At 55.5% G+C, this 17,232-nt stretch carries 20 protein-coding genes; 12 read left to right on the top strand and 8 right to left on the bottom strand.

The annotated features are described in order from the left end of the window. Window positions 1–53 precede the first annotated feature (53 nt). Both FJ695_RS04610 and dut read right to left on the bottom strand, forming a co-directional pair. Window positions 54–713 (bottom strand): HAD family phosphatase, encoded by a 660-nt coding sequence (locus tag FJ695_RS04610; RefSeq protein WP_141184342.1) that lies wholly within the window; start codon window positions 711–713, stop codon window positions 54–56. Window positions 714–737: 24 nt separating this feature from the next. Continuing rightward, window positions 738–1,187 carry a dUTP diphosphatase gene (gene dut, locus FJ695_RS04615; protein WP_141184343.1) on the bottom strand — a complete coding sequence of 150 codons (450 nt, stop codon included), beginning with the start codon at window positions 1,185–1,187 and terminating at the stop codon, window positions 738–740. Between the two features lie 173 nt (window positions 1,188–1,360). Between dut and FJ695_RS04620 the strand changes: the two genes are divergently transcribed. The 3 genes from FJ695_RS04620 (at window position 1,361) to FJ695_RS04630 (ending at window position 3,329) form a co-directional block, all read left to right on the top strand. Further along, the gene (locus FJ695_RS04620; protein ID WP_141184344.1) at window positions 1,361–1,780 is read left to right on the top strand and encodes a hypothetical protein; all 420 of its coding nucleotides are present in this window, start codon (window positions 1,361–1,363) and stop codon (window positions 1,778–1,780) included. 22 nt (window positions 1,781–1,802) lie between these two features. Next, window positions 1,803–2,384: an OmpA family protein gene (locus tag FJ695_RS04625; protein ID WP_141184345.1), complete on the top strand. Its 582-nt coding sequence runs from the start codon at window positions 1,803–1,805 to the stop codon at window positions 2,382–2,384. Window positions 2,385–2,543: 159 nt separating this feature from the next. After that, entirely contained in the window at window positions 2,544–3,329 is a 786-nt protein-coding gene (locus tag FJ695_RS04630; protein ID WP_141184346.1) for a class III extradiol ring-cleavage dioxygenase, read from the top strand. A 2-nt stretch (window positions 3,330–3,331) separates the two neighbouring features. On the opposite strand, the gene coaBC is transcribed toward FJ695_RS04630, so the two are convergent. After that, complete coding sequence (gene coaBC / locus FJ695_RS04635) at window positions 3,332–4,558, bottom strand: bifunctional phosphopantothenoylcysteine decarboxylase/phosphopantothenate--cysteine ligase CoaBC (RefSeq protein ID WP_141184347.1); 1,227 nt, start codon at window positions 4,556–4,558, stop codon at window positions 3,332–3,334. Between the two features lie 30 nt (window positions 4,559–4,588). Then, window positions 4,589–5,806, bottom strand: a complete 1,218-nt coding sequence (locus tag FJ695_RS04640) for a penicillin-binding protein activator (protein ID WP_141184348.1) — start codon at window positions 5,804–5,806, stop codon at window positions 4,589–4,591. A 203-nt stretch (window positions 5,807–6,009) separates the two neighbouring features. On the opposite strand from FJ695_RS04640, the gene rsmI reads away from it, so the two are divergent. From rsmI to gshB, 3 genes are all read left to right on the top strand, one after another. Then, window positions 6,010–6,921 (top strand): 16S rRNA (cytidine(1402)-2'-O)-methyltransferase, encoded by a 912-nt coding sequence (gene rsmI / locus FJ695_RS04645; RefSeq protein WP_141184349.1) that lies wholly within the window; start codon window positions 6,010–6,012, stop codon window positions 6,919–6,921. 4 nt (window positions 6,922–6,925) lie between these two features. Then, window positions 6,926–7,312, top strand: a complete 387-nt coding sequence (locus tag FJ695_RS04650) for a YraN family protein (RefSeq protein WP_141184350.1) — start codon at window positions 6,926–6,928, stop codon at window positions 7,310–7,312. A 109-nt stretch (window positions 7,313–7,421) separates the two neighbouring features. Then, window positions 7,422–8,366 carry a glutathione synthase gene (gene gshB / locus FJ695_RS04655; RefSeq protein ID WP_141184351.1) on the top strand — a complete coding sequence of 315 codons (945 nt, stop codon included), beginning with the start codon at window positions 7,422–7,424 and terminating at the stop codon, window positions 8,364–8,366. 29 nt (window positions 8,367–8,395) lie between these two features. Here gshB and FJ695_RS04660 read toward each other — a convergent pair whose 3' ends face one another. Beyond that, window positions 8,396–8,995: a TetR/AcrR family transcriptional regulator gene (locus tag FJ695_RS04660; RefSeq protein ID WP_141184352.1), complete on the bottom strand. Its 600-nt coding sequence runs from the start codon at window positions 8,993–8,995 to the stop codon at window positions 8,396–8,398. 82 nt (window positions 8,996–9,077) lie between these two features. Between FJ695_RS04660 and FJ695_RS04665 the strand changes: the two genes are divergently transcribed. Next, a complete protein-coding gene (locus FJ695_RS04665) occupies window positions 9,078–9,470 on the top strand; it encodes a hypothetical protein (protein ID WP_247653791.1) in 393 nt (130 codons plus the stop codon). Between the two features lie 37 nt (window positions 9,471–9,507). Further along, a complete protein-coding gene (locus FJ695_RS04670) occupies window positions 9,508–10,275 on the top strand; it encodes a DUF1772 domain-containing protein (protein ID WP_371708973.1) in 768 nt (255 codons plus the stop codon). Window positions 10,276–10,353: 78 nt separating this feature from the next. On the opposite strand, the gene hppD is transcribed toward FJ695_RS04670, so the two are convergent. After that, complete coding sequence (gene hppD, locus FJ695_RS04675; RefSeq protein WP_141184353.1) at window positions 10,354–11,466, bottom strand: 4-hydroxyphenylpyruvate dioxygenase; 1,113 nt, start codon at window positions 11,464–11,466, stop codon at window positions 10,354–10,356. 125 nt (window positions 11,467–11,591) lie between these two features. On the opposite strand from hppD, the gene FJ695_RS04680 reads away from it, so the two are divergent. Both FJ695_RS04680 and FJ695_RS04685 read left to right on the top strand, forming a co-directional pair. Further along, the gene (locus tag FJ695_RS04680; RefSeq protein WP_141184354.1) at window positions 11,592–12,059 is read left to right on the top strand and encodes an Lrp/AsnC family transcriptional regulator; all 468 of its coding nucleotides are present in this window, start codon (window positions 11,592–11,594) and stop codon (window positions 12,057–12,059) included. A gap of 138 nt (window positions 12,060–12,197) precedes the next feature. Beyond that, complete coding sequence (locus FJ695_RS04685; protein ID WP_141184355.1) at window positions 12,198–12,929, top strand: tellurite resistance TerB family protein; 732 nt, start codon at window positions 12,198–12,200, stop codon at window positions 12,927–12,929. Between the two features lie 102 nt (window positions 12,930–13,031). Here FJ695_RS04685 and FJ695_RS04690 read toward each other — a convergent pair whose 3' ends face one another. Next, a complete protein-coding gene (locus tag FJ695_RS04690) occupies window positions 13,032–14,138 on the bottom strand; it encodes a citrate synthase/methylcitrate synthase (RefSeq protein ID WP_141184356.1) in 1,107 nt (368 codons plus the stop codon). A 45-nt stretch (window positions 14,139–14,183) separates the two neighbouring features. On the opposite strand from FJ695_RS04690, the gene FJ695_RS04695 reads away from it, so the two are divergent. Both FJ695_RS04695 and FJ695_RS04700 read left to right on the top strand, forming a co-directional pair. Then, window positions 14,184–15,383 carry a citrate/2-methylcitrate synthase gene (locus tag FJ695_RS04695; protein WP_209010922.1) on the top strand — a complete coding sequence of 400 codons (1,200 nt, stop codon included), beginning with the start codon at window positions 14,184–14,186 and terminating at the stop codon, window positions 15,381–15,383. Between the two features lie 109 nt (window positions 15,384–15,492). Then, window positions 15,493–16,356, top strand: a complete 864-nt coding sequence (locus tag FJ695_RS04700) for an AEC family transporter (RefSeq protein WP_141184357.1) — start codon at window positions 15,493–15,495, stop codon at window positions 16,354–16,356. A gap of 10 nt (window positions 16,357–16,366) precedes the next feature. Here the strand turns inward: FJ695_RS04700 and FJ695_RS04705 are convergent, their stop codons facing one another. Further along, window positions 16,367–17,209 carry an oxaloacetate decarboxylase gene (locus FJ695_RS04705; protein WP_141184358.1) on the bottom strand — a complete coding sequence of 281 codons (843 nt, stop codon included), beginning with the start codon at window positions 17,207–17,209 and terminating at the stop codon, window positions 16,367–16,369. Window positions 17,210–17,232: the final 23 nt, after the last annotated feature.

The following is a 17,232-nucleotide window of genomic DNA, read 5'->3' on the forward strand; positions in this document are numbered from 1 at the left end:
GGGAAGAATGTTTAGATCAAAGCGGCTTGGGGAAACGTCTTTTCGTTAAATGTTCAAGACTTAGAAAACAGCAGTGCCGGAAGCTCAGACATATCTTCAAATAGCGTTGCTCCTGCGCGCGCAAGAGCCTCCCGGTCGCAGGACGGATCCTCGACAAACGCAAAAACTGCCATGCCGGCCGCCTTGGCCGCTTGCACACCTGGCAAGCTGTCCTCGATCACGACACAGCTTTCCGGTGCAAAGCCCATGGATTTGGCGGCCAGAAGAAACACATCCGGCGCCGGTTTGCCCTGAGCGCAATCTTCGGCCGAATAGAGTTTTCCCTCCAGGCGCGGCAACAGGCCGGAGCTGCCAAGGGTGGTCCGCATCTTGGCGTATTTTCCGGACGAGCCGACGCAATAAGGTACTTGGCGCGCATCGAGGTCATCCAGCACCTTAGAAACACCGCGAATGGCTGGAACACCGGCTTTGAACACTTCCAGATCGCGCGTTCGAACTTGATCGGGCCAATCCTCGGAAAGTTTAGAGCCGGTCAACTGTTCGACCATTTCTTTTACATTTTCCAAGGTTCGCCCCATGAAACGCCGTTGGCATTCCGGCCCGGTGATCGGATACCCGAGCTCGCTCACTATTTCCGCTAGGCTGGCGTTGACCATACGCTCGGTGTCCACCAGAACACCATCGCAATCGAAAATCACCAGACCCGGCTGCATATGATCGTCCTTGTAGGCGTTGCGTTAGCGTTGGCCGGTCGAGCCGAAGCCGCCTGCCCCGCGATCGGTTTCGGACAAGACGTCGACTTCTTGAATATCGGCCTGCAACACCGGCGCGATCACCATCTGTGCAATACGGTCGCCCCGGGCAATCTGGAAATCGCTGTCGCCGAGGTTGATCAGGATGACTTTAACCTCGCCTCGGTAGTCGGCATCGATCGTGCCCGGTGTGTTCAACACCGTAACCCCATGTTTGGCGGCAAGCCCCGAGCGCGGCCGGACTTGTGCTTCAAACCCGGCTGGAAGGGCCATCGCAAGACCAGTTGGAACCAGAGCGCGGGAACCAGGTGTCAGCGTGATCGCCTTTTCAACGGCTGCCAGCAGATCCATTCCTGCTGCCAAGTCACTTTGATAAGCCGGCAGCGGCAAATCCCGGCCATGATCCAGCCGTTTGAATTCAAGTTTGATGGTCATCGATCGTCCCTGACAATTGCCCAACCGGTTGACGATATTCGGCCGCGCCTGTCAAGCAAAGCACCTCCGGAGAGTGTTTGACGAAAAATATCAATCCCCTACTTGAAGCTGTTACGCTGTCCTGAAATGATCTTCCGTATCGGAATGCTGATTGAGCTGGGAGACCCGGAATTATGAATTATTTGAGAAGCATACTTGCAGTGACGTTTTTATTGGCGGGAGGCTGGGCCGCCCAGGCGCAGACGGTGGGGTTCGCCGATGCGATTAGTATCCTCGCGGTCAGCTGCGGTAAGGACATCGACAAACACTGCAAGTCGGCAACGCTGGCAAATAACGGCATCGGCCAATGCCTCGACAAAAACCAATCGAAGATTTCCCAGAAATGCAATGCGGATAGGGCTGTTGTTGCAAAACTCATTCAGGAGCGGCTTGCTGCACAGGCTGCGGCTCCGGAAATTTGTTCGCGCGATGCTGCTCAGCTTTGCCAGGGCGTCAAACCAGGCGCCGGCCATGTCCTGCGTTGCCTTTTGAAAGCACAACCCTCCGTCAGCAACAAATGCAATACCGCCATTGACCTCGCCGGTTACCGCTAAGCCGTCCATCCAGGAGATACTTATGAAAAACCTGTTATTTGCCGGTGCGGCTGTTTGTGCCTTTGCATTTTCGGCAGCCAGCGCGACTGCTCAAACTGAGCTCAGCCGTAACCAGATCATCAATTCGCTTCAAGGTGCTCAGCAGAAGGTTGAAGTGAGTGCAAGCGATCTACAGCGGGCGGCACTCGAAAATATCCAAAAATATCCTGGCGCGAATTCGCCGCAAACAATCCCGATGTATCAGCAACTTGCCTCTCTGCGCCAGTTTGTCATCGAGATAACGTTTGATTTCGATTCTGCCCGTATCCGTCCGGAGTCCTATGAGGCTGTAGGACTGATCGCTGATGCACTCCATACGCCGTATTTGCAAGGCCAGACGTTTTTCATTGTTGGTCACACCGATGCCAAGGGAGATCGGAAATACAATCTGGAACTGTCGCAAAGACGGGCCCAGGCCATCCGGGAAGCCTTGGTGACCACTTTCCAAGTGCCTGGCTCCAACCTTTTTGCAGTGGGCTTGGGTGAAGAGCAGTTGCGCGATCCGGCCAATCCGGAAGCTGCTGTGAACCGCCGGGTGCAGCTGATCAACATGGGGTATAAATAAGTTTGGAAGGTGTGGGCGGTCCCCGCTCACACCCTTCATTGTCCTTGTTTCTGAAACGATCCGTCAATTCCTCCGGCACTTCTCAAGAGGTCAGAACAGTTTATCTCCAATGAGGGCCAAGCGTTTAATCGCCATTGGCCACATAAATGGAGAACCTGCATGCCGGATCAACAAGAGACAATTCCTCCTGTCTTTTTTGCCCATGGCGCGCCGACGCTCGCCGTTCGTGATACACCGGCGAGCCGGTTCTTGAAGGGATTCAGCAAGTCTACGCCCCGCCCGCGCTTTATCTTGATCCTTTCCGCCCATTGGGAAACGCCAGACCTCAAAATGTCCGCACCTGGACCACTGCGCACCAATCACGATTTTGGTGGGTTCTCGCCCGATCTTTACGAGATTACTTATCCGGCCTTTGCCGAACCAAATGCTGTGGCTGAGGTCATGAATGCATTGGTCGGAGCAGGACTTTTCGCCAAACTGGATGATGACCATGGGCTCGACCATGGCGCATGGGTGCCACTGTCTCTGGCTTATCCAGAGGCTGATATCCCCGTTGTTCAGTTGTCCCTGCCATTCAACAGCACTTCGCAAACTGTTTATGATCTCGGAAAAGCTTTTGCCTCGTTAGCAAAAACTGGTGTTTTGATCGCCGGGTCCGGCAGCACGATCCACAATTTGCGAGCGATTGGCCCTGACCGAGGCAAGGCGCCCGATTGGGCAATCCGCTTCGATGCCTGGGTTGAAAAGGGCCTTGAAAGCGGATCGATTACGTATTTTGAGGATCTTGAGACGATTCCGGACTTCCGCCAGAGTCACCCGACAGAAGAACATCTATTACCACTGTTTTTTCCGTTTGGAGCGGCTGGTTCGGGTGCAAAACCGGAGCTGATGCACCGCAGTTATGAATATGGCTCCATCAGTATGAGCTATTTCCGGTTCGCTTAGTTTTATTTGCGATTTAAGACTTCCGCCGCCTGCTCTATGAGCTGGCGGGCAACGGCTTTTTTGTCCATCGCTGGCCAGTCTTCAACGCCCTCGGCGCTGACCAGGCGGATTGTATTGGCATCCCCGCCCATGATCCCGGTTTCCGGGCTGACATCATTGGCGACGATCCAATCAGCCCGTTTTCGCTCCAGTTTGGAGGTCGCGTTTTTGATGAGGTCTTGGGTTTCGGCGGCAAAGCCGATCAGGAGCGGAGGCCGCAGTGTGTCGTGGTGGCCAATTGTCTTCAAAATGTCCGGATTCTCGGTGAGTTCCAGGCCCGGCGGTTTACCGCTGCCGTCTTTTTTGATTTTTTGGGCGCCTTCCGACACCACCCGCCAATCAGCAACGGCGGCGGCCATGATCGCAATATCGGCCGGGAGATTTTCTTCAACGGCCGCCATCATTTCGGCAGCTGATTCCACATGAATTGTGGTCACATGGTCCGGATCGGGAATGGTCACGGGCCCAGACACGAGTGTTACACGGGCGCCAGCCGCATAGGCCGCTTCGGCCAATGCATGTCCCTGTTTGCCGGATGACCGGTTGGCGATGTAGCGCACAGGATCAATCGGCTCATGGGTCGGCCCAGAGGTGATCAACACATGACGTCCTGCCAAGGGCAGCGTGCCGCTCAAAACAGCCTGATCCCGGAAAAGCCTTTCGGAGGCGGCCACAATCTCCAAAGGTTCGCTCATCCGACCGACACCGGCCTCGCCTTTTTCAGCCATTTCGCCGGTTGCCGGACCAATAAACTGGACGCCGCGCTCTTTCAGCATTTCGACGTTTTTCAATGTCGCCGGGTTTTGCCACATTTTGGGATTCATTGCCGGCGCCGTCAGGACCGGTTTGTCTGTTGCCAAGAGGACAGCGGTCGCCAGATCATCGGCGATGCCATGGGCCATTTTGGCCATCAGATTGGCGGTGGCTGGCGCAATCAGAACAAGATCATGGTCACGCGCCAACCGGATATGGCCAACGTCATGTTCATCTTCCCGGTCAAACAGGTCTGAATAGACTTTTTCCGCGCTGAGGGCACCGACTGCGAGCGGTGTGACAAACTCCTGTGCGCCTCCCGTCATCACCGGGATAACCCGCGCGCCACGTTCCTTGAGGCGCCGGATGAGATCCAGCGACTTATAGGCGGCGATGCCTCCACTGATGATCAGCACAATCTGCTTGCCGTTCAGCATTGGCGCCTACTCCTGAAACTTCACTTGCTCTTAAAACCCGGACCGGAAGTCTCTTGGTGCTGCCGCGACAACCTGGCTGCCTGATCCGGTGACCTGATAAATAGCCAGACCGCGTTCATTGAGACCGTTGGCCTTGAAGCGGAACAGGCCATCGATCCCGAGGAAACCGTCTTTGTTGGTCAGGATGCGTGGCTGGAAGCGCTGCGGTCCCGCGGAACGGATAAGGCCCGCGGCCAATGTGACACCATCATAGACAAGGCTGGCATTGCGCGGTGGCGGAGACCCGTAGGTCTGTTGATAGCGCTGAGCAAAGCCATTGAACCCGCTGTTTTCCGGTCCCGTAAACCAGGCCCCTGTCAGGATTGGATTGTTTTTGATCTGCGGCGTGTCCCACTGGCCGGAGCCGAGCAGTTTGATATGGCCGATGTCCGCATTCAGGCCCATGAGGGCTTGCATCACCACACCAGGCACGGGACCGCCCGCCGGAACAAACAGGGCATCGATGCTATTGAGAGACCGTTGCAGCCCGGCTGCCTTGGCTTTCAAGTCAGACGTGTCAGAGCCGGTCGCCTGGTAGCGCTGAATAGTGGCTATCCGACCACCTGCCCGGCCAACTTCTTGGCGGAAGGCGGCTTCGACAACACCGCCGTAAGAATCGTTTGGCAGTAGTGCTGCAAAGGAGCGTTTTTGCTGGCTGCTGGCATAACCGATGATGCGTCTAACGTCGCTTTCCGGCAAGAAACTCAAGAGGTAGATACCCCTGGAGGCGACGGAAGTGTCGGTTGAAAAGGCGATGACCGGCACGCCTGATGCCCGTGCGGCAGCACCCGCACCAGAAACGGCCGGAGCAAAGACCGGGCCCAGCAACAACTCAGCCCCTTCTGAAATCGCCTTTTGGGCCGCTGCCCGTCCGCCTTCAGCCGTCCCGCCGGTGTCCTTGACCAGCAGCTGAACATCTGAGTTCGGGAAGTTTTGCAAGGCCAGAGCGGCCGAATTCTTAAACACTGTGCCAATGGCGGAGTTTCCGCCACTTGAGGACAATGGCAGCAGAAGTCCAACACGCACGGTACCGGTGCCGATCACATCGCCGGTGACCTCCGGCTGCGCACCTGGCTGGATCTGTTCGCCTGGTAAGGTTCCAAGTGAGGAGCCCAGACAGCCGGTGAGCGCAAATGCGCTTGCGCCGGCCAATGCCGTTTTCAAGAATATGCGTCTGCGATACCGTTTGACGGTGCCCGTATCATCCATGTGTCAGAATTCCATCCACCCTTTCTCAAAAGACTTACGGATTAACGAATGCGCTGTCCAGTTTTCAAGGATGTTTCAAAGCTCTAAGCCAACATGAATGGTGGATTTGCCTTGCATTGCGTGTGTCCGGCAGGTAGCGCAAGGAAAAGGACCTATCCTGCTGGATAAACGATTGGGGTCCAATGGGCGTGAAAGGAACAGCCATGGTGGCAGATACGGGCGACAGAAGCGGAGGCAAGAACCGCTACAGTCTCTCTGAACATGGTTTTACCGCGCCAAATCTAGAGCCGGCGCTTTATATTGTTTCAACGCCAATCGGAAACTTGGGCGACATCACCGTTCGCGCACTGCAGACCCTGGCCGCGGCCAGCGTAATCGCTTGTGAGGACACACGGGTCACAGCGACATTGACCCAAAAATTTTCTTTAAAAACACCGTTGCTCGCCTATCACGAACACAATGCCGACAAGCAGCGCCCCAAGATCATGCGTGAACTGGAAGCAGGGAATGCTGTTGCGCTGGTTTCGGATGCCGGAACTCCGCTGGTTTCCGATCCAGGCTACCGGCTGGTGCGCGATGTTGTGGCCGCCGGGTATAAAGTCATCCCAATCCCAGGCGCGTCCGCACCGTTGGCTGGTCTGGTTGCCGCCGGCCTGCCAAGTGATACCGTCCTTTTTGCCGGGTTTTTGCCGCAGAAAAACGGCCCCAAGACCAAACGTCTGGAGGAACTTGCCAGGACACCGGCCACGCTGATCTTTTTTGAATCGCCCCATCGGACGGGTGCAACACTTTCCCTCATGTCGGATGTTCTTGGTGAGACCCGAGAGGCGGTGGTGGCCCGTGAACTGACCAAACGCTTTGAAACTTTTGAGCGTGGCACGCTCGCCGAATTGTCCGAGAGGTTTGCCGATCAGACTGTAAAGGGCGAGATCGTGATTTTGGTTGGACCGCCGGAAGAAAAACCGGATGCGGACGCAGAAGATCTCGACAGCCTCTTGCAGGAAGCACTTGCAGATATGCCGGTGAGCAAAGCGGCAAAGCAGGTTGCCAAGGCGACCGGTCTGGACCGGGACGAAGTGTACAAGCGTGCGCTTGATCTGAAATCCGGGTCTTAAGGCCATGACGGAGCGGCCAGGCAAAGATACACATCGCCGCCGCAAAGCCTATTCGCTTGGACTGTCTGCGGAAAGTTACGCCGCCTGGTATTTACGGCTGACCGGCTGGCGGATCTTGAAACAGCGGTACAAAACCAAGGCTGGCGAAATCGATCTGATCGCCAAAAAGCGCAAGACGGTCGCCTTTGTTGAGGTGAAAGCCCGGAAAACGCGGCAAGCCGCTCTGGAAGCAGTCACGCCCGCGAGCCAAAAACGGATCGTGCGGGCTGCCAAGATATTTGTCTCCGAGCACCCAAAAGCTGGGTTTTTCACACTCCGGTTTGATGTGATTGTCATTCGCCCCTGGGCCTTGCCAGAGCGGATCGTGAGTGCGTTTGAGGCTAACGGCTGAACACGCCCTCTAGACAAACTGCCAGCGCAACCGCATATCTGCGGCTACTGATCCCTTTGTCCTCTTGCGCGATTGACTTCAATAATCAGCGCCCCGCCAGGAGTGGCCAATGCCGTTAAAAGTCGCGGTCCAGATGGACCATATTGAAAGCATCAACGTAGCCGGAGACAGCGCCTTTGCCATGATGCTGGAAGCCCAGACGCGTGGTCATGAGCTATATCACTACACGCCTGACCGGCTGGCGATGCGCGGCGATGAAGTCTTTTGTGCACTGGAACCGGTCACCGTGCGCGATGAAAAAGGCAATCACTTCACGCTTGGCGACAGGCAGCGGTTTAACATGCGGGACATCGATGTCGTCTTGATGCGCCAGGACCCGCCGTTCGACCTTTCTTACATCGCGGCAACGCATATCCTGGACAAGATCCATCCGGACACTTTGGTGGTGAACGATCCGACGGAAGTGCGTAATGCGCCAGAAAAGCTGTTCGTCACCGAATTTCCGGACCTGATGCCGCCGACCCTGATCACCAAAGACCGGGCGGAAATCGATCTCTTTCGTGAAGAATTCGGCGACATCGTCATGAAACCACTGTTCGGCCATGGCGGTGCGGCGGTGTTCCGGATCACCAAAGACGATCTCAACTACGGCTCGCTGTATGATTTCTTTGATGCGACTTTCCGCGAACCCTGGGTCATCCAGCAGTTCCTGCCGAATGTGAAACATGGCGACAAGCGTATCTTGCTGGTCGATGGCGAGTTTGCCGGCGCGGTCAATCGGGTGCCGGCCGAAGGAGATCTGCGCTCCAATATGGTGCGTGGCGGCGCCCCTACAGACAGTGATCTGACCGAACGGGAACGGGAAATCTGTGCGCGGCTCGGGCCATCCTTGCGTGAAAAGGGCCTGATCTTGGTTGGCATCGATGTGATCGACGGCATGCTGACGGAAATCAACGTTACCGCCCCAACCGGCATCCGTGCCATTCAGAACCTGGGTGGCCCGGATGTCGCGGCCCGGGTCTGGGATGTTCTGGAAGCGAAGGTTTCGGGGTAAGGCGGTCTGGGGATAGCCGTTGATTGCAGTTAGGCTTTGAGCAGCCTCTGCAAATACTTCAAGGCTCTTTCCGACCTTTCGTTGCAGAAGTCTTCTGTTGGCGCGGCCAGGCGTCCGATGACGCGGCGGATCTGAAGATCGCCGATCAGCAAATTGATATAAAGGGCGGCTGCCTCATCTGAACTGTCGTAAATCAATTCACCCTTTTCCCGGCCGTCCTCCAAAACCTTTGCAATCAAAGGAAAGACAACTTCCCGCCCCGATAAGGCTATGGCTTCGCTCAAATCTCCGGACGCGTCGGCGACGGCTGCCCGGTTGAGGGCAACGGCGCGGTCACCAAGAACAAGATTTAGCAGTCTTGGTCCGAGGTGCTCGAGTGTCTGAAAGGCGCTGGTGTTAGAGGAGAGGTCCGTCTCGAGCAGGGCTTTAACATCCTCGGTGTTGCGCTCAACCAGCGCTTTGAAGAGCCCTTTTTTGTCACCGTACCATTTGTAAAGCGTCTCATTGGACGCGCGTGCTGCGCGGGCGATTCCTTGCACGGATGTTCCGGCATATCCTTTTTTTTCAAGGACTTCATAGGCTGCTTGTTCGATCTGAGCCTGCCGACGCAGCCGGTTTTCTTCACGCATGGTCATTCCTCAGTGTTGACAATATCCGTAACTCGAATTACGGATATGTGCAACCGTAATCAAAATTACGCTTTTGGAGAAGATGATGCCAAACCCCGACCGGACCGCCGCCGCTGCCCTGACCACGCTGATTGTTTTGCAAATTGTTATGCTGATGTCGCTCTACGCTGGAGTGCCCCCGCATCCTCCAGTCTCAACGCCGTTTTTCGGAATCGGGCCCTTCATCGGTGCCGCCGTTTCAGCTGCAATGGCTGCCCTGATCCTTGGGCCGACATCGAAGAAGGCCAGCCGCTTTCTGTCTGGCCTGGCTGCCGTTCTCGCGCTCGTTTCTTTCGGTCCCCAGAAGTATTTCGATGCGCAAATCGGTTTGATTTGGCCAGCAGTCGTGACCGCACAAGCGGCCGTATTGGTTTTAGGCTTACAATTGTTCCGGTCCCCTCGAAATTCGAGCACCGCAGCCACCCAAACTGTTTGACGACCTAGGTCGTGCGGACGAATTGGAGACGCATTTCGTGAGACAAAGGGTGAAAGATGGCGTGGAAAGACCTGCAGAGCGTATCGGCGATACGGTCAAGGGGCAGTTCGCGTCAGATTGCTGCCCTTTGCCTCACCCGAAGGGCCGAGCCTGCAGCGTCCAATCCTCTGCGCAAATCCGCCTTGATGATGCACCAGCATCACCTGCGCCAGATCTTCTTGATCTTGACCGCAGCAGATCCCGGCGAAATACATCGCAAATTCGTCCACACGGCCTAGTGATGAAACACACGCTTTATCTGCTCTCATTTGCATCATTGGTGTTGTGCGGCGCGATTTTCGGATTTTTCTACGCTTGGTTTTGCTCCGTCATGTGGGGCCTAGATGCCGCCGCCCCGTCAGTTGCTATTGCAGCGATGCAAGCCATGAATGCTACGGTCCGCAATGCGGCGTTCGCTCCGGCGTTTTTCGGAACGCCGCTTGTCTTGCTGATAACCGCTTTTGTGGCGTCCAAGTCTGGTCGGCGCACAGCCAGTTTAGCCTTTTTAATCGCCGCTATAGTCTATCTGGGCGGGGCGTTTTTCCCGACAGCCCTGGTCAACGTGCCGATGAATGAAGCCCTGGCGGAGATCCGTATTTCCGAGGTTGCAGGATCCGTTGACACTGTTTGGAAAAACTATTCTGGGACTTGGCAGTTTTGGAACGGCGTTCGGACGATCGCCAGCGCTATTTGCCTGATGTTGACTGGCGCGGCTTTCCTGTTTCTTCGTGGCACCAAAATCGAACCGGCAAGTTTGCGATTGTGAAAACTGCGGCACAAAAAAAACCCTCACACTGATGTGCGAGGGCAAAGGTGTGTGCTTAGACAATGCAATAGAGGGGCCCTATTCGGCAGCCTCTGTTGTTAGAACACCCCGGCGGATCTGATCTTCCTCAATTGATTCAAAAAGCGCCCGGAAATTTCCTTCGCCAAAGCCTTCATCGCCTTTTCTTTGAATGAATTCAAAGAAGATAGGTCCGATTACGGTTTTGGAAAAAATTTGTAGAAGGATCTTTGTCATGCCGCCGTCGATGACCCCTTCGCCATCGATCAGGATGCCGTGACGCTTCATGCGCTCGATCGGTTCTTCATGTCCGTTCACCCGTTTGTGGGACATTTCGTAGTAGGTCTCCGGCGGGCCGGGCATGAATTTCAGTTCGTTCGCGGCCAGCTGATCCGTGCTTGGATAAATGTCGTCGGTTCCAACTGCGATGTGTTGAATGCCTTCGCCTTTGTATTTGCGCAAATATTCTTCGATCTGGCTGGTGTCGTCCTTGGATTCATTCAGCGGAATGCGGATTTTGCCGCAAGGCGACGTAATCGCGCGGCTGACAAGGCCAGTGATCCGGCCATCGATGTCAAAGAAGTGGATCTGCTTGAAATTGAAGAGGTCGCGATAAAAATCCCACCATTTGTCCATGTTGCCGCGATAGACGTTGTGTGTGAGGTGATCGAGATAATAAAAACCAACGCCTTCAGGTTTTGGATCGACCTTGCCCAGCCAGTCGAATTCTTCCGAGTAAGCTGATCCTTTGTCGCCATAGGCTTCTATGAAATAGAGCAGTGATCCGCCAATCCCCTTGATCGCGGGAACATTCAGGGTTTTGTCGTTGTCGGAATAAGGCTCTGCGCCTTTAGCTATGGCATGATCATAAGCTTTTTGCGCATCGACCACCCGCCAGGCCATGGACGGGGCGCAGGGGCCATGTTCCTCGACAAACCGCATAGCGTGACTGCCAAGTTCGGCATTGAGCACATAGGTGATGTCGCCCTGGCGATAGAGGGTGATGTCTTTGGTCTTGTGTTTGGCGACCGGCACATACCCCATCTTGCGGAACAGGGCGTCGAGTTTTTCCGGTTCTGGGTGGGCGAATTCGACGAATTCAAAGCCGTCAGTACCGGCTGGATTTTCTGGCGTGATTTGCGCGGGTGGCGCATTGTGCGGAAAGGGTCCCATGGTTGATCCTCCACTTGAATAAAAGTTGGGACTAGAATGCCCGGGAGGTTGCGCAGGTTGTGTGCAATTTGCGTGATATTCCGTATAGTGGCGCGCAAAACATGCATCAGGTTAGGGAATGCTGCATGACTGTTGCGCTGGATGCCTTTGACATAAAGCTGCTTGCCGCTCTTCAGGAGAACTCCGCGGCGACAAACGCCGAGATTGGCGAGACGATTGGCCTGTCGGCAAGCCAGGTTTCGCGCAGGCGTCAGAAATTGGAAGACAGTGGGACCATCCGCCGTTACCGCGCAGATCTGAACCCTGAAATCCTGGGATTTATGGTCACGGCTTTTGTCGGTGTGACACTAGGTGCTCATACCCGCGAGAATGCCCGAAAATTCCGCAATATGGTGAAAGCCATGCCGGAAGTGCAAGAAGCCCACACGCTGACCGGTGATGTCGACTATATGTTGAAGGTCGTGGTTCCGGATCTCAAATCCTTAAGCCGCATTATCAATGACGAACTGTTGCCGCAGGAACCGGTGCACCATGTCCGGTCTTCCATCGCCATGGAAACCTTGAAAGACAACAATCTGCTGCCGCTGACATAATCCTGTCGTCACTTGGAAGTTGTCCTGAAAAGGGAAAGGCTAAACTGTAATCTTTTGTCGCGTGATCTTGCGCAAAGGGACTAGAATCCCATGTGAAAGACCGATGATATCGTCCATTTGGGACATAGGGAGCCAAAGATGTTTGATGCAAAGTCCTTGCTGGATCAATTTCTGGGAAGCCAGGGGGGGCAAACTGGTCGCTCCCGTCAGGGCGGGTCTGGAGACCTCCTGTCCCAAGGCAAGGATTTTCTTTCTTCACAAGGCGGAGGGTTGGCCCTCGGCAGTCTTGCCGGTCTAATGCTGGGCACAAAAACTGGCCGGAAACTCGGTAGCAAAGCTGTAACTTATGGCGGCCTCGCATTGGTCGCAGGCCTTGCCTACAAGGCTTATCAGGGCCATCAAGCCAATAAGCAAAATGCGCCGCGCCCGACCTATCCGGATCATGAGCCTATTCCCGTAGAAGCTCCGCGCGGCACGGCCTTTGATCCGGCGCAGCAGCCAGGTGGCGAAAATCAGTTCGCGATCAATTTGCTGACCGCGATGATTTCCGCAGCAAAAGCTGATGGGCACATTGACCGGGACGAACAGGACCGGATCTTTGACAAGATTGATGAAGCTGGTCTCGATAGCGAAGCCAAAGCATTTTTGATGGACGAACTACGTTCACCGCTCGATCTCGACAAAGTCGTCGCGAGCGCGTCTTGTCCGGAATCTGCGGCTGAGATTTATGCCGCATCCCGCCTTGCGATCGATCCGGACCATCCGGCTGAAAAAGCCTACCTTCAGATGCTGGCCGCCCGGCTTGGCCTGGAAGAGGGTTTGATCAACGAGATCGAATTGGCCGTGCGTGAAGCAGAAATGGCAGGGTAACCCGCACAACGCTTCGCCGGCCCCGGACACCGATCCGGGACGGGTTGTGAGAAACATGGTCCCGGCTCAAGGCCGGGATTGCATGTTTGGCAAGGCGAAGGGCTATTTCTCGGCCTGCGGCCCGACATAAACGGATGCGGGGCGGATCAACTTGCCGTTGGCTTGCTGTTCCATCACGTGGGCGCACCAACCAGGGTTCCGGCCCGTGGCAAAGAGTGGTGTGAACAGGGTCCGGTCGATGCCGATCGCATCCAATAGCACTGCGGTGTAGAACTCCACATTGGTATCCAGCGCCCGGTCCGGTTTGGCTTTGCGCAGCGCAGCCAATGCCGCGGCCTCAATCTCTTCGGCCAATTGAACCTTTGGATTATTGGTGCCCAGTTTTTTCAATCCCGCTTTCAAGACATCTGCCCGCGGGTCGCGGGTCCGGTAGATCCGGTGACCAAACCCCATCAAACGTTCTTTGCGCAAAAGAGCGTCGGAAATCCATTTGTCCGCGTTTTCCGGACGGCCAATCGCGTCGATCATATCGAGAACCGGCCCGGGTGCACCGCCGTGCAAAGGCCCGCTCAAGGCGCCCATCGCACCGAGAACGGCCTGCTTCATCTCTGCTTCTGTGGAACCGATCACACGGGCTGTAAAGGTCGAGGCATTGAGGCCGTGATCGAGGATTGTCACCAGATACCGGTCAAGCGCTGCGACATGATCTGCATCAGGCTCTTCACCTTTCAACATCCTCAATAAATCTTCGGCGACGCTCAGCTGCGGATCCGGGGCAATTGGAGATTTGCCTTCAGAAATCCGATAAGCCGCAGCCAAAAACACCGGGAGTGCACCGCTGATCGTTACTGCTTGTGGCCGGTCCTTGGGAATGGACATTGCAGCCAAACCCAGCTGCATGCGCTCATACACGCCCAACCCCTCAGAGGCAGCTTCCATGACTGACACGACCGAAAATGCTGCCTGGCGGACACTGCCAAACGCGTGTTTCAGTTCGTCAATGTCGCTGAAAACATAAGAATGCCAGAGGTGTAAAACCGCTTCTTCGAACCAGACCCGTCCGGCCAGATCCTCAATTTGTTTGCCGCGTAGGATCAATCGGCCATTTTGGCCGTCGACATCACTTAAGCTCGTGTGAGCCGCAACAACACCTTCAAGACCCGCGATCGGATCGGCAGTCAAAGTGCCGGGATTGGGCGCTTTTGTCATAATCAACTCCTTTTTGTCGCCACCAGATAAGGAGATAGGCTTGCATTGATCAATCTTGATAAATACAATCAATATATGAACAAGCCGATCTATCTGTCCGCCAAGGAAGCTGCCGCCGAACTCGGTGTTCAGCCGGCAACGCTCTATGCCTATGTCAGCCGGGGCATGATTTCTTCCGTGGCCGGTGCAGGAAAGCAGCGCCGTTATGACGCGGCCGATGTCCGGCGGCTGAAAGGCCGGAGGGCCCTTGAAGAACCGGCCGGAACGCGTCCTTTGACTGGCGACCCGGTTCTGGAAACCGAATTGACGATGATTTCGCAAGATGGCGCGATTTACCGGGGACGGCCGGCTGTTGATTTGGCGGAAAATGCCACTTTGGAAAGCGTCGCCACACTGCTTTGGGGTTGCGCTCACGATCCTTTTGCGGATCCGGCACCACTGGCCCCGCCAGAGCTGCCCAACGGGCTTGGCCCACTGGACCGGGTGATGATGGCACTCGCTGCCTGGCCTTTACAGGATAAAGCAGCGCATACCCAATCCCCAAAATTGCTGCAGACAAAGGGCGCAGCTTTGTTGCGCTACGGCGTCGCCGCGCTTCTGAAGACCGACCCAAAAACCATTCCGGTTCATACCCAAATCGCGCAGGCTTTTGGCGTTTCCTCGAAAGCAAAACATCTGATCCGTGCAGCCCTGGTGTTGTCGGCAGATCATGAACTCAACACCAGTACGTTTGCCGCACGGTGCGCCGCATCTACCCGCGCGCCGTTACATGCTGCCCTTTTGTCTGGCCTTGGTGCTTTTTCTGGTCCCCGTCACGGGGCTGCCTCCGGACGAGCCGACGCCTGGATGGCCGAAATTACGCCGGAGACAGACGTTGAATCGCTGATCGCTGACCGGCTCGCGCGCGGTGAAACGTTGCCCGGATTTGGCCACAAGATTTATACTGAAAAAGATCCGCGCAGCCATTGGCTGCTCACCACTTTGATCGCCAGTGAACCGGATCATCCGTTCGTCCGGCAGCTGCCGGTGATCCTGAAAGCTGGCCGGGATCTCTTCGGTCTCTTTCCCAACATCGACTTCGCGCTTGCAGCCATGCAAAAGACTTATGAATTGCCCAAAGATAGCGGCAAAATCATTTTCTGTGCGGGCCGCATGGCTGGCTGGATTGCGCATGCCTTGGAACAATATGGTGCCCAGGAACAGATCCGGCCAAGGGCGACCTATATTGGGATCAGCGCATCCTGACCGGCGGCCATTGCATTGCGTCCCGCAGACCAGCTACCGTCGATACATTGGTTGATCAAAGCGTACAGGTCCGGTGTTGGGTGCAGTTTTTGGATACACGATAAATGTCATGCTGCCGGTCCTGCTGTGCGTGTTGCTCGGTTATGGACTGGCTGTTCTAAAGGCGCCCTATGACCGCAAGTTGTTCGGGGCTCTCGTTTCGAATGTCGGTTATCCAACCTTGGTCCTGTCGCATCTTGCCAAGGATCACATCGAGATCGGTGCATTTCTGACAATTCTGCTTGCTGCCGCGATGATGATTGCAATCTTCGGCACGCTGGGCTTTGTAGCACTCAAAGCGATGCGTTTGCCGATCCGATCGTTCCTGTCACCCATGATGCTTTCGAATGTCGGCAATATCGGCCTGCCCGTGTCAACGCTTGCCTTTGGCGCCGAGGGCGCAGCTGTTGCGATGGGATTTGTGGTCGTTGTGCTGTCAGCCATCTTTACGGTCGGGTATGCGTTGCCGATGGGAAAGGCAGACCTCAAGACACTTGCCCGCCAACCGGTCATCTACGCGGTCATTGTTTCCCTGATTCTGATGGACACCGGCTGGTCCCTGCCCGAACCGGTCGATCAGGCCATGACGATTCTCGGTGGTCTGGCCATCCCGATTATGCTCCTTACGCTTGGACACAGCTTGGCGACGTTGAAATTCGGACACCTCAAACGCGCTTTCTTGTTGTCTTTTTTGCATGTTTTCTTGTCGGCAGTGGCGGCCTTTGTATTAACTCATGGACTGTCTCTCAGCGCCATACAGGAGAAAACCATTATACTGCTGTGCTTCATGCCGCCATCGGTCGCGACTTATCTGGCCGTCCAGCAGCACAGGCCCGAAGAGGATGCAGCGGCAGTTGCCGGATTCATTTTTGTCTCGACTGTTTTGACCCTGGTTACATTGCCTCTGGTTCTGACCTACTGGGCCACGCCTTGACCGGGCCGATTCATAGCCTTGCTTTCATGAAGTCTTCGAAGTTTACCGGAGTTTCCGCAGTCTCTTCCCGGTCGAAACAGCCGAACGAACCCCCGTCCTTCATGTCTTCGGCGGCAGCTGTGAAGGTGCTGTAGGCTAGCCGGGCGAGACCGGCCCCAATGGAAATTCGGGCGACACCAAGGTCAGCCAATTCCTTACGGGTCAGATGGAAATTCTTGCGTCCGGCGAGAATGTTTAACGGTGCATCGACCTCGTTTAAGACTCTTGAAATCTGCGCTTTGTCTTTCAACATCGGCGCATAAACACAATCCGCCCCCGCCTCAACAAAGGCCTTCAGACGTTTGATGGTCATTTCGAGTTCATGATCCGATTTGACAGGCCCCTCGCTGCGCGCCGTCAGAACAAAATCAGGCGCTTCACGGGCAATGTAATCGCTGGCGGCCTTGATCCGCTCCACCGCGAGGTCGAGCGCATAAAAGGGGTGCTGCGGATCTTGCGAATAGTCTTCAATGGAACAGCCGGCTAGGCCGACTTCAATGGCTCCTTTGATCGTCTCCACGACATCATCCGGACTGTCGCCAAAACCATTTTCCAGATCGCCATTCACAGGTAGGCTGGTGACCGCAATGATATCAGCTGCATGAGCCAGCGCCTCATCCCTGGAGACAAGGCCTTCGGCGTCTTTCACCCCTTGCGCCCAGGCAAATCCTGCGCTGGAGGTTGCGATGGCATCAAAACGCATGCCGTCGAGTATACGGGCCGACCCGATGTCAAAGGGGTTCGGCATAAGAAAGGCTTTTCGAGTTTCATGGAGGGCTTTGAAAGCAGAACGGCGTTGTGCGGCAGTGACCATTGATGTTCTCCCGTACCTGTTAG

Origin of the sequence: Labrenzia sp. PHM005 (assembly GCF_006517275.1) — a bacterium.
Classification (GTDB): Bacteria; Pseudomonadota; Alphaproteobacteria; order Rhizobiales; family Stappiaceae; genus Roseibium.

Coding starts and splice junctions, on each gene's coding strand:
- FJ695_RS04610 (WP_141184342.1), bottom strand. CDS start 713: ATGCAGCCGGGTCTGGTGATTTTCGATTGCGATGGTGTTCTGGTGGAC.
- dut (WP_141184343.1), bottom strand. CDS start 1,187: ATGACCATCAAACTTGAATTCAAACGGCTGGATCATGGCCGGGATTTG.
- FJ695_RS04620 (WP_141184344.1), top strand. CDS start 1,361: ATGAATTATTTGAGAAGCATACTTGCAGTGACGTTTTTATTGGCGGGA.
- FJ695_RS04625 (WP_141184345.1), top strand. CDS start 1,803: ATGAAAAACCTGTTATTTGCCGGTGCGGCTGTTTGTGCCTTTGCATTT.
- FJ695_RS04630 (WP_141184346.1), top strand. CDS start 2,544: ATGCCGGATCAACAAGAGACAATTCCTCCTGTCTTTTTTGCCCATGGC.
- coaBC (WP_141184347.1), bottom strand. CDS start 4,558: ATGCTGAACGGCAAGCAGATTGTGCTGATCATCAGTGGAGGCATCGCC.
- FJ695_RS04640 (WP_141184348.1), bottom strand. CDS start 5,806: ATGGATGATACGGGCACCGTCAAACGGTATCGCAGACGCATATTCTTG.
- rsmI (WP_141184349.1), top strand. CDS start 6,010: ATGGTGGCAGATACGGGCGACAGAAGCGGAGGCAAGAACCGCTACAGT.
- FJ695_RS04650 (WP_141184350.1), top strand. CDS start 6,926: ATGACGGAGCGGCCAGGCAAAGATACACATCGCCGCCGCAAAGCCTAT.
- gshB (WP_141184351.1), top strand. CDS start 7,422: ATGCCGTTAAAAGTCGCGGTCCAGATGGACCATATTGAAAGCATCAAC.
- FJ695_RS04660 (WP_141184352.1), bottom strand. CDS start 8,995: ATGCGTGAAGAAAACCGGCTGCGTCGGCAGGCTCAGATCGAACAAGCA.
- FJ695_RS04665 (WP_247653791.1), top strand. CDS start 9,078: ATGATGCCAAACCCCGACCGGACCGCCGCCGCTGCCCTGACCACGCTG.
- hppD (WP_141184353.1), bottom strand. CDS start 11,466: ATGGGACCCTTTCCGCACAATGCGCCACCCGCGCAAATCACGCCAGAA.
- FJ695_RS04680 (WP_141184354.1), top strand. CDS start 11,592: ATGACTGTTGCGCTGGATGCCTTTGACATAAAGCTGCTTGCCGCTCTT.
- FJ695_RS04685 (WP_141184355.1), top strand. CDS start 12,198: ATGTTTGATGCAAAGTCCTTGCTGGATCAATTTCTGGGAAGCCAGGGG.
- FJ695_RS04690 (WP_141184356.1), bottom strand. CDS start 14,138: ATGACAAAAGCGCCCAATCCCGGCACTTTGACTGCCGATCCGATCGCG.
- FJ695_RS04700 (WP_141184357.1), top strand. CDS start 15,493: ATGCTGCCGGTCCTGCTGTGCGTGTTGCTCGGTTATGGACTGGCTGTT.
- FJ695_RS04705 (WP_141184358.1), bottom strand. CDS start 17,209: ATGGTCACTGCCGCACAACGCCGTTCTGCTTTCAAAGCCCTCCATGAA.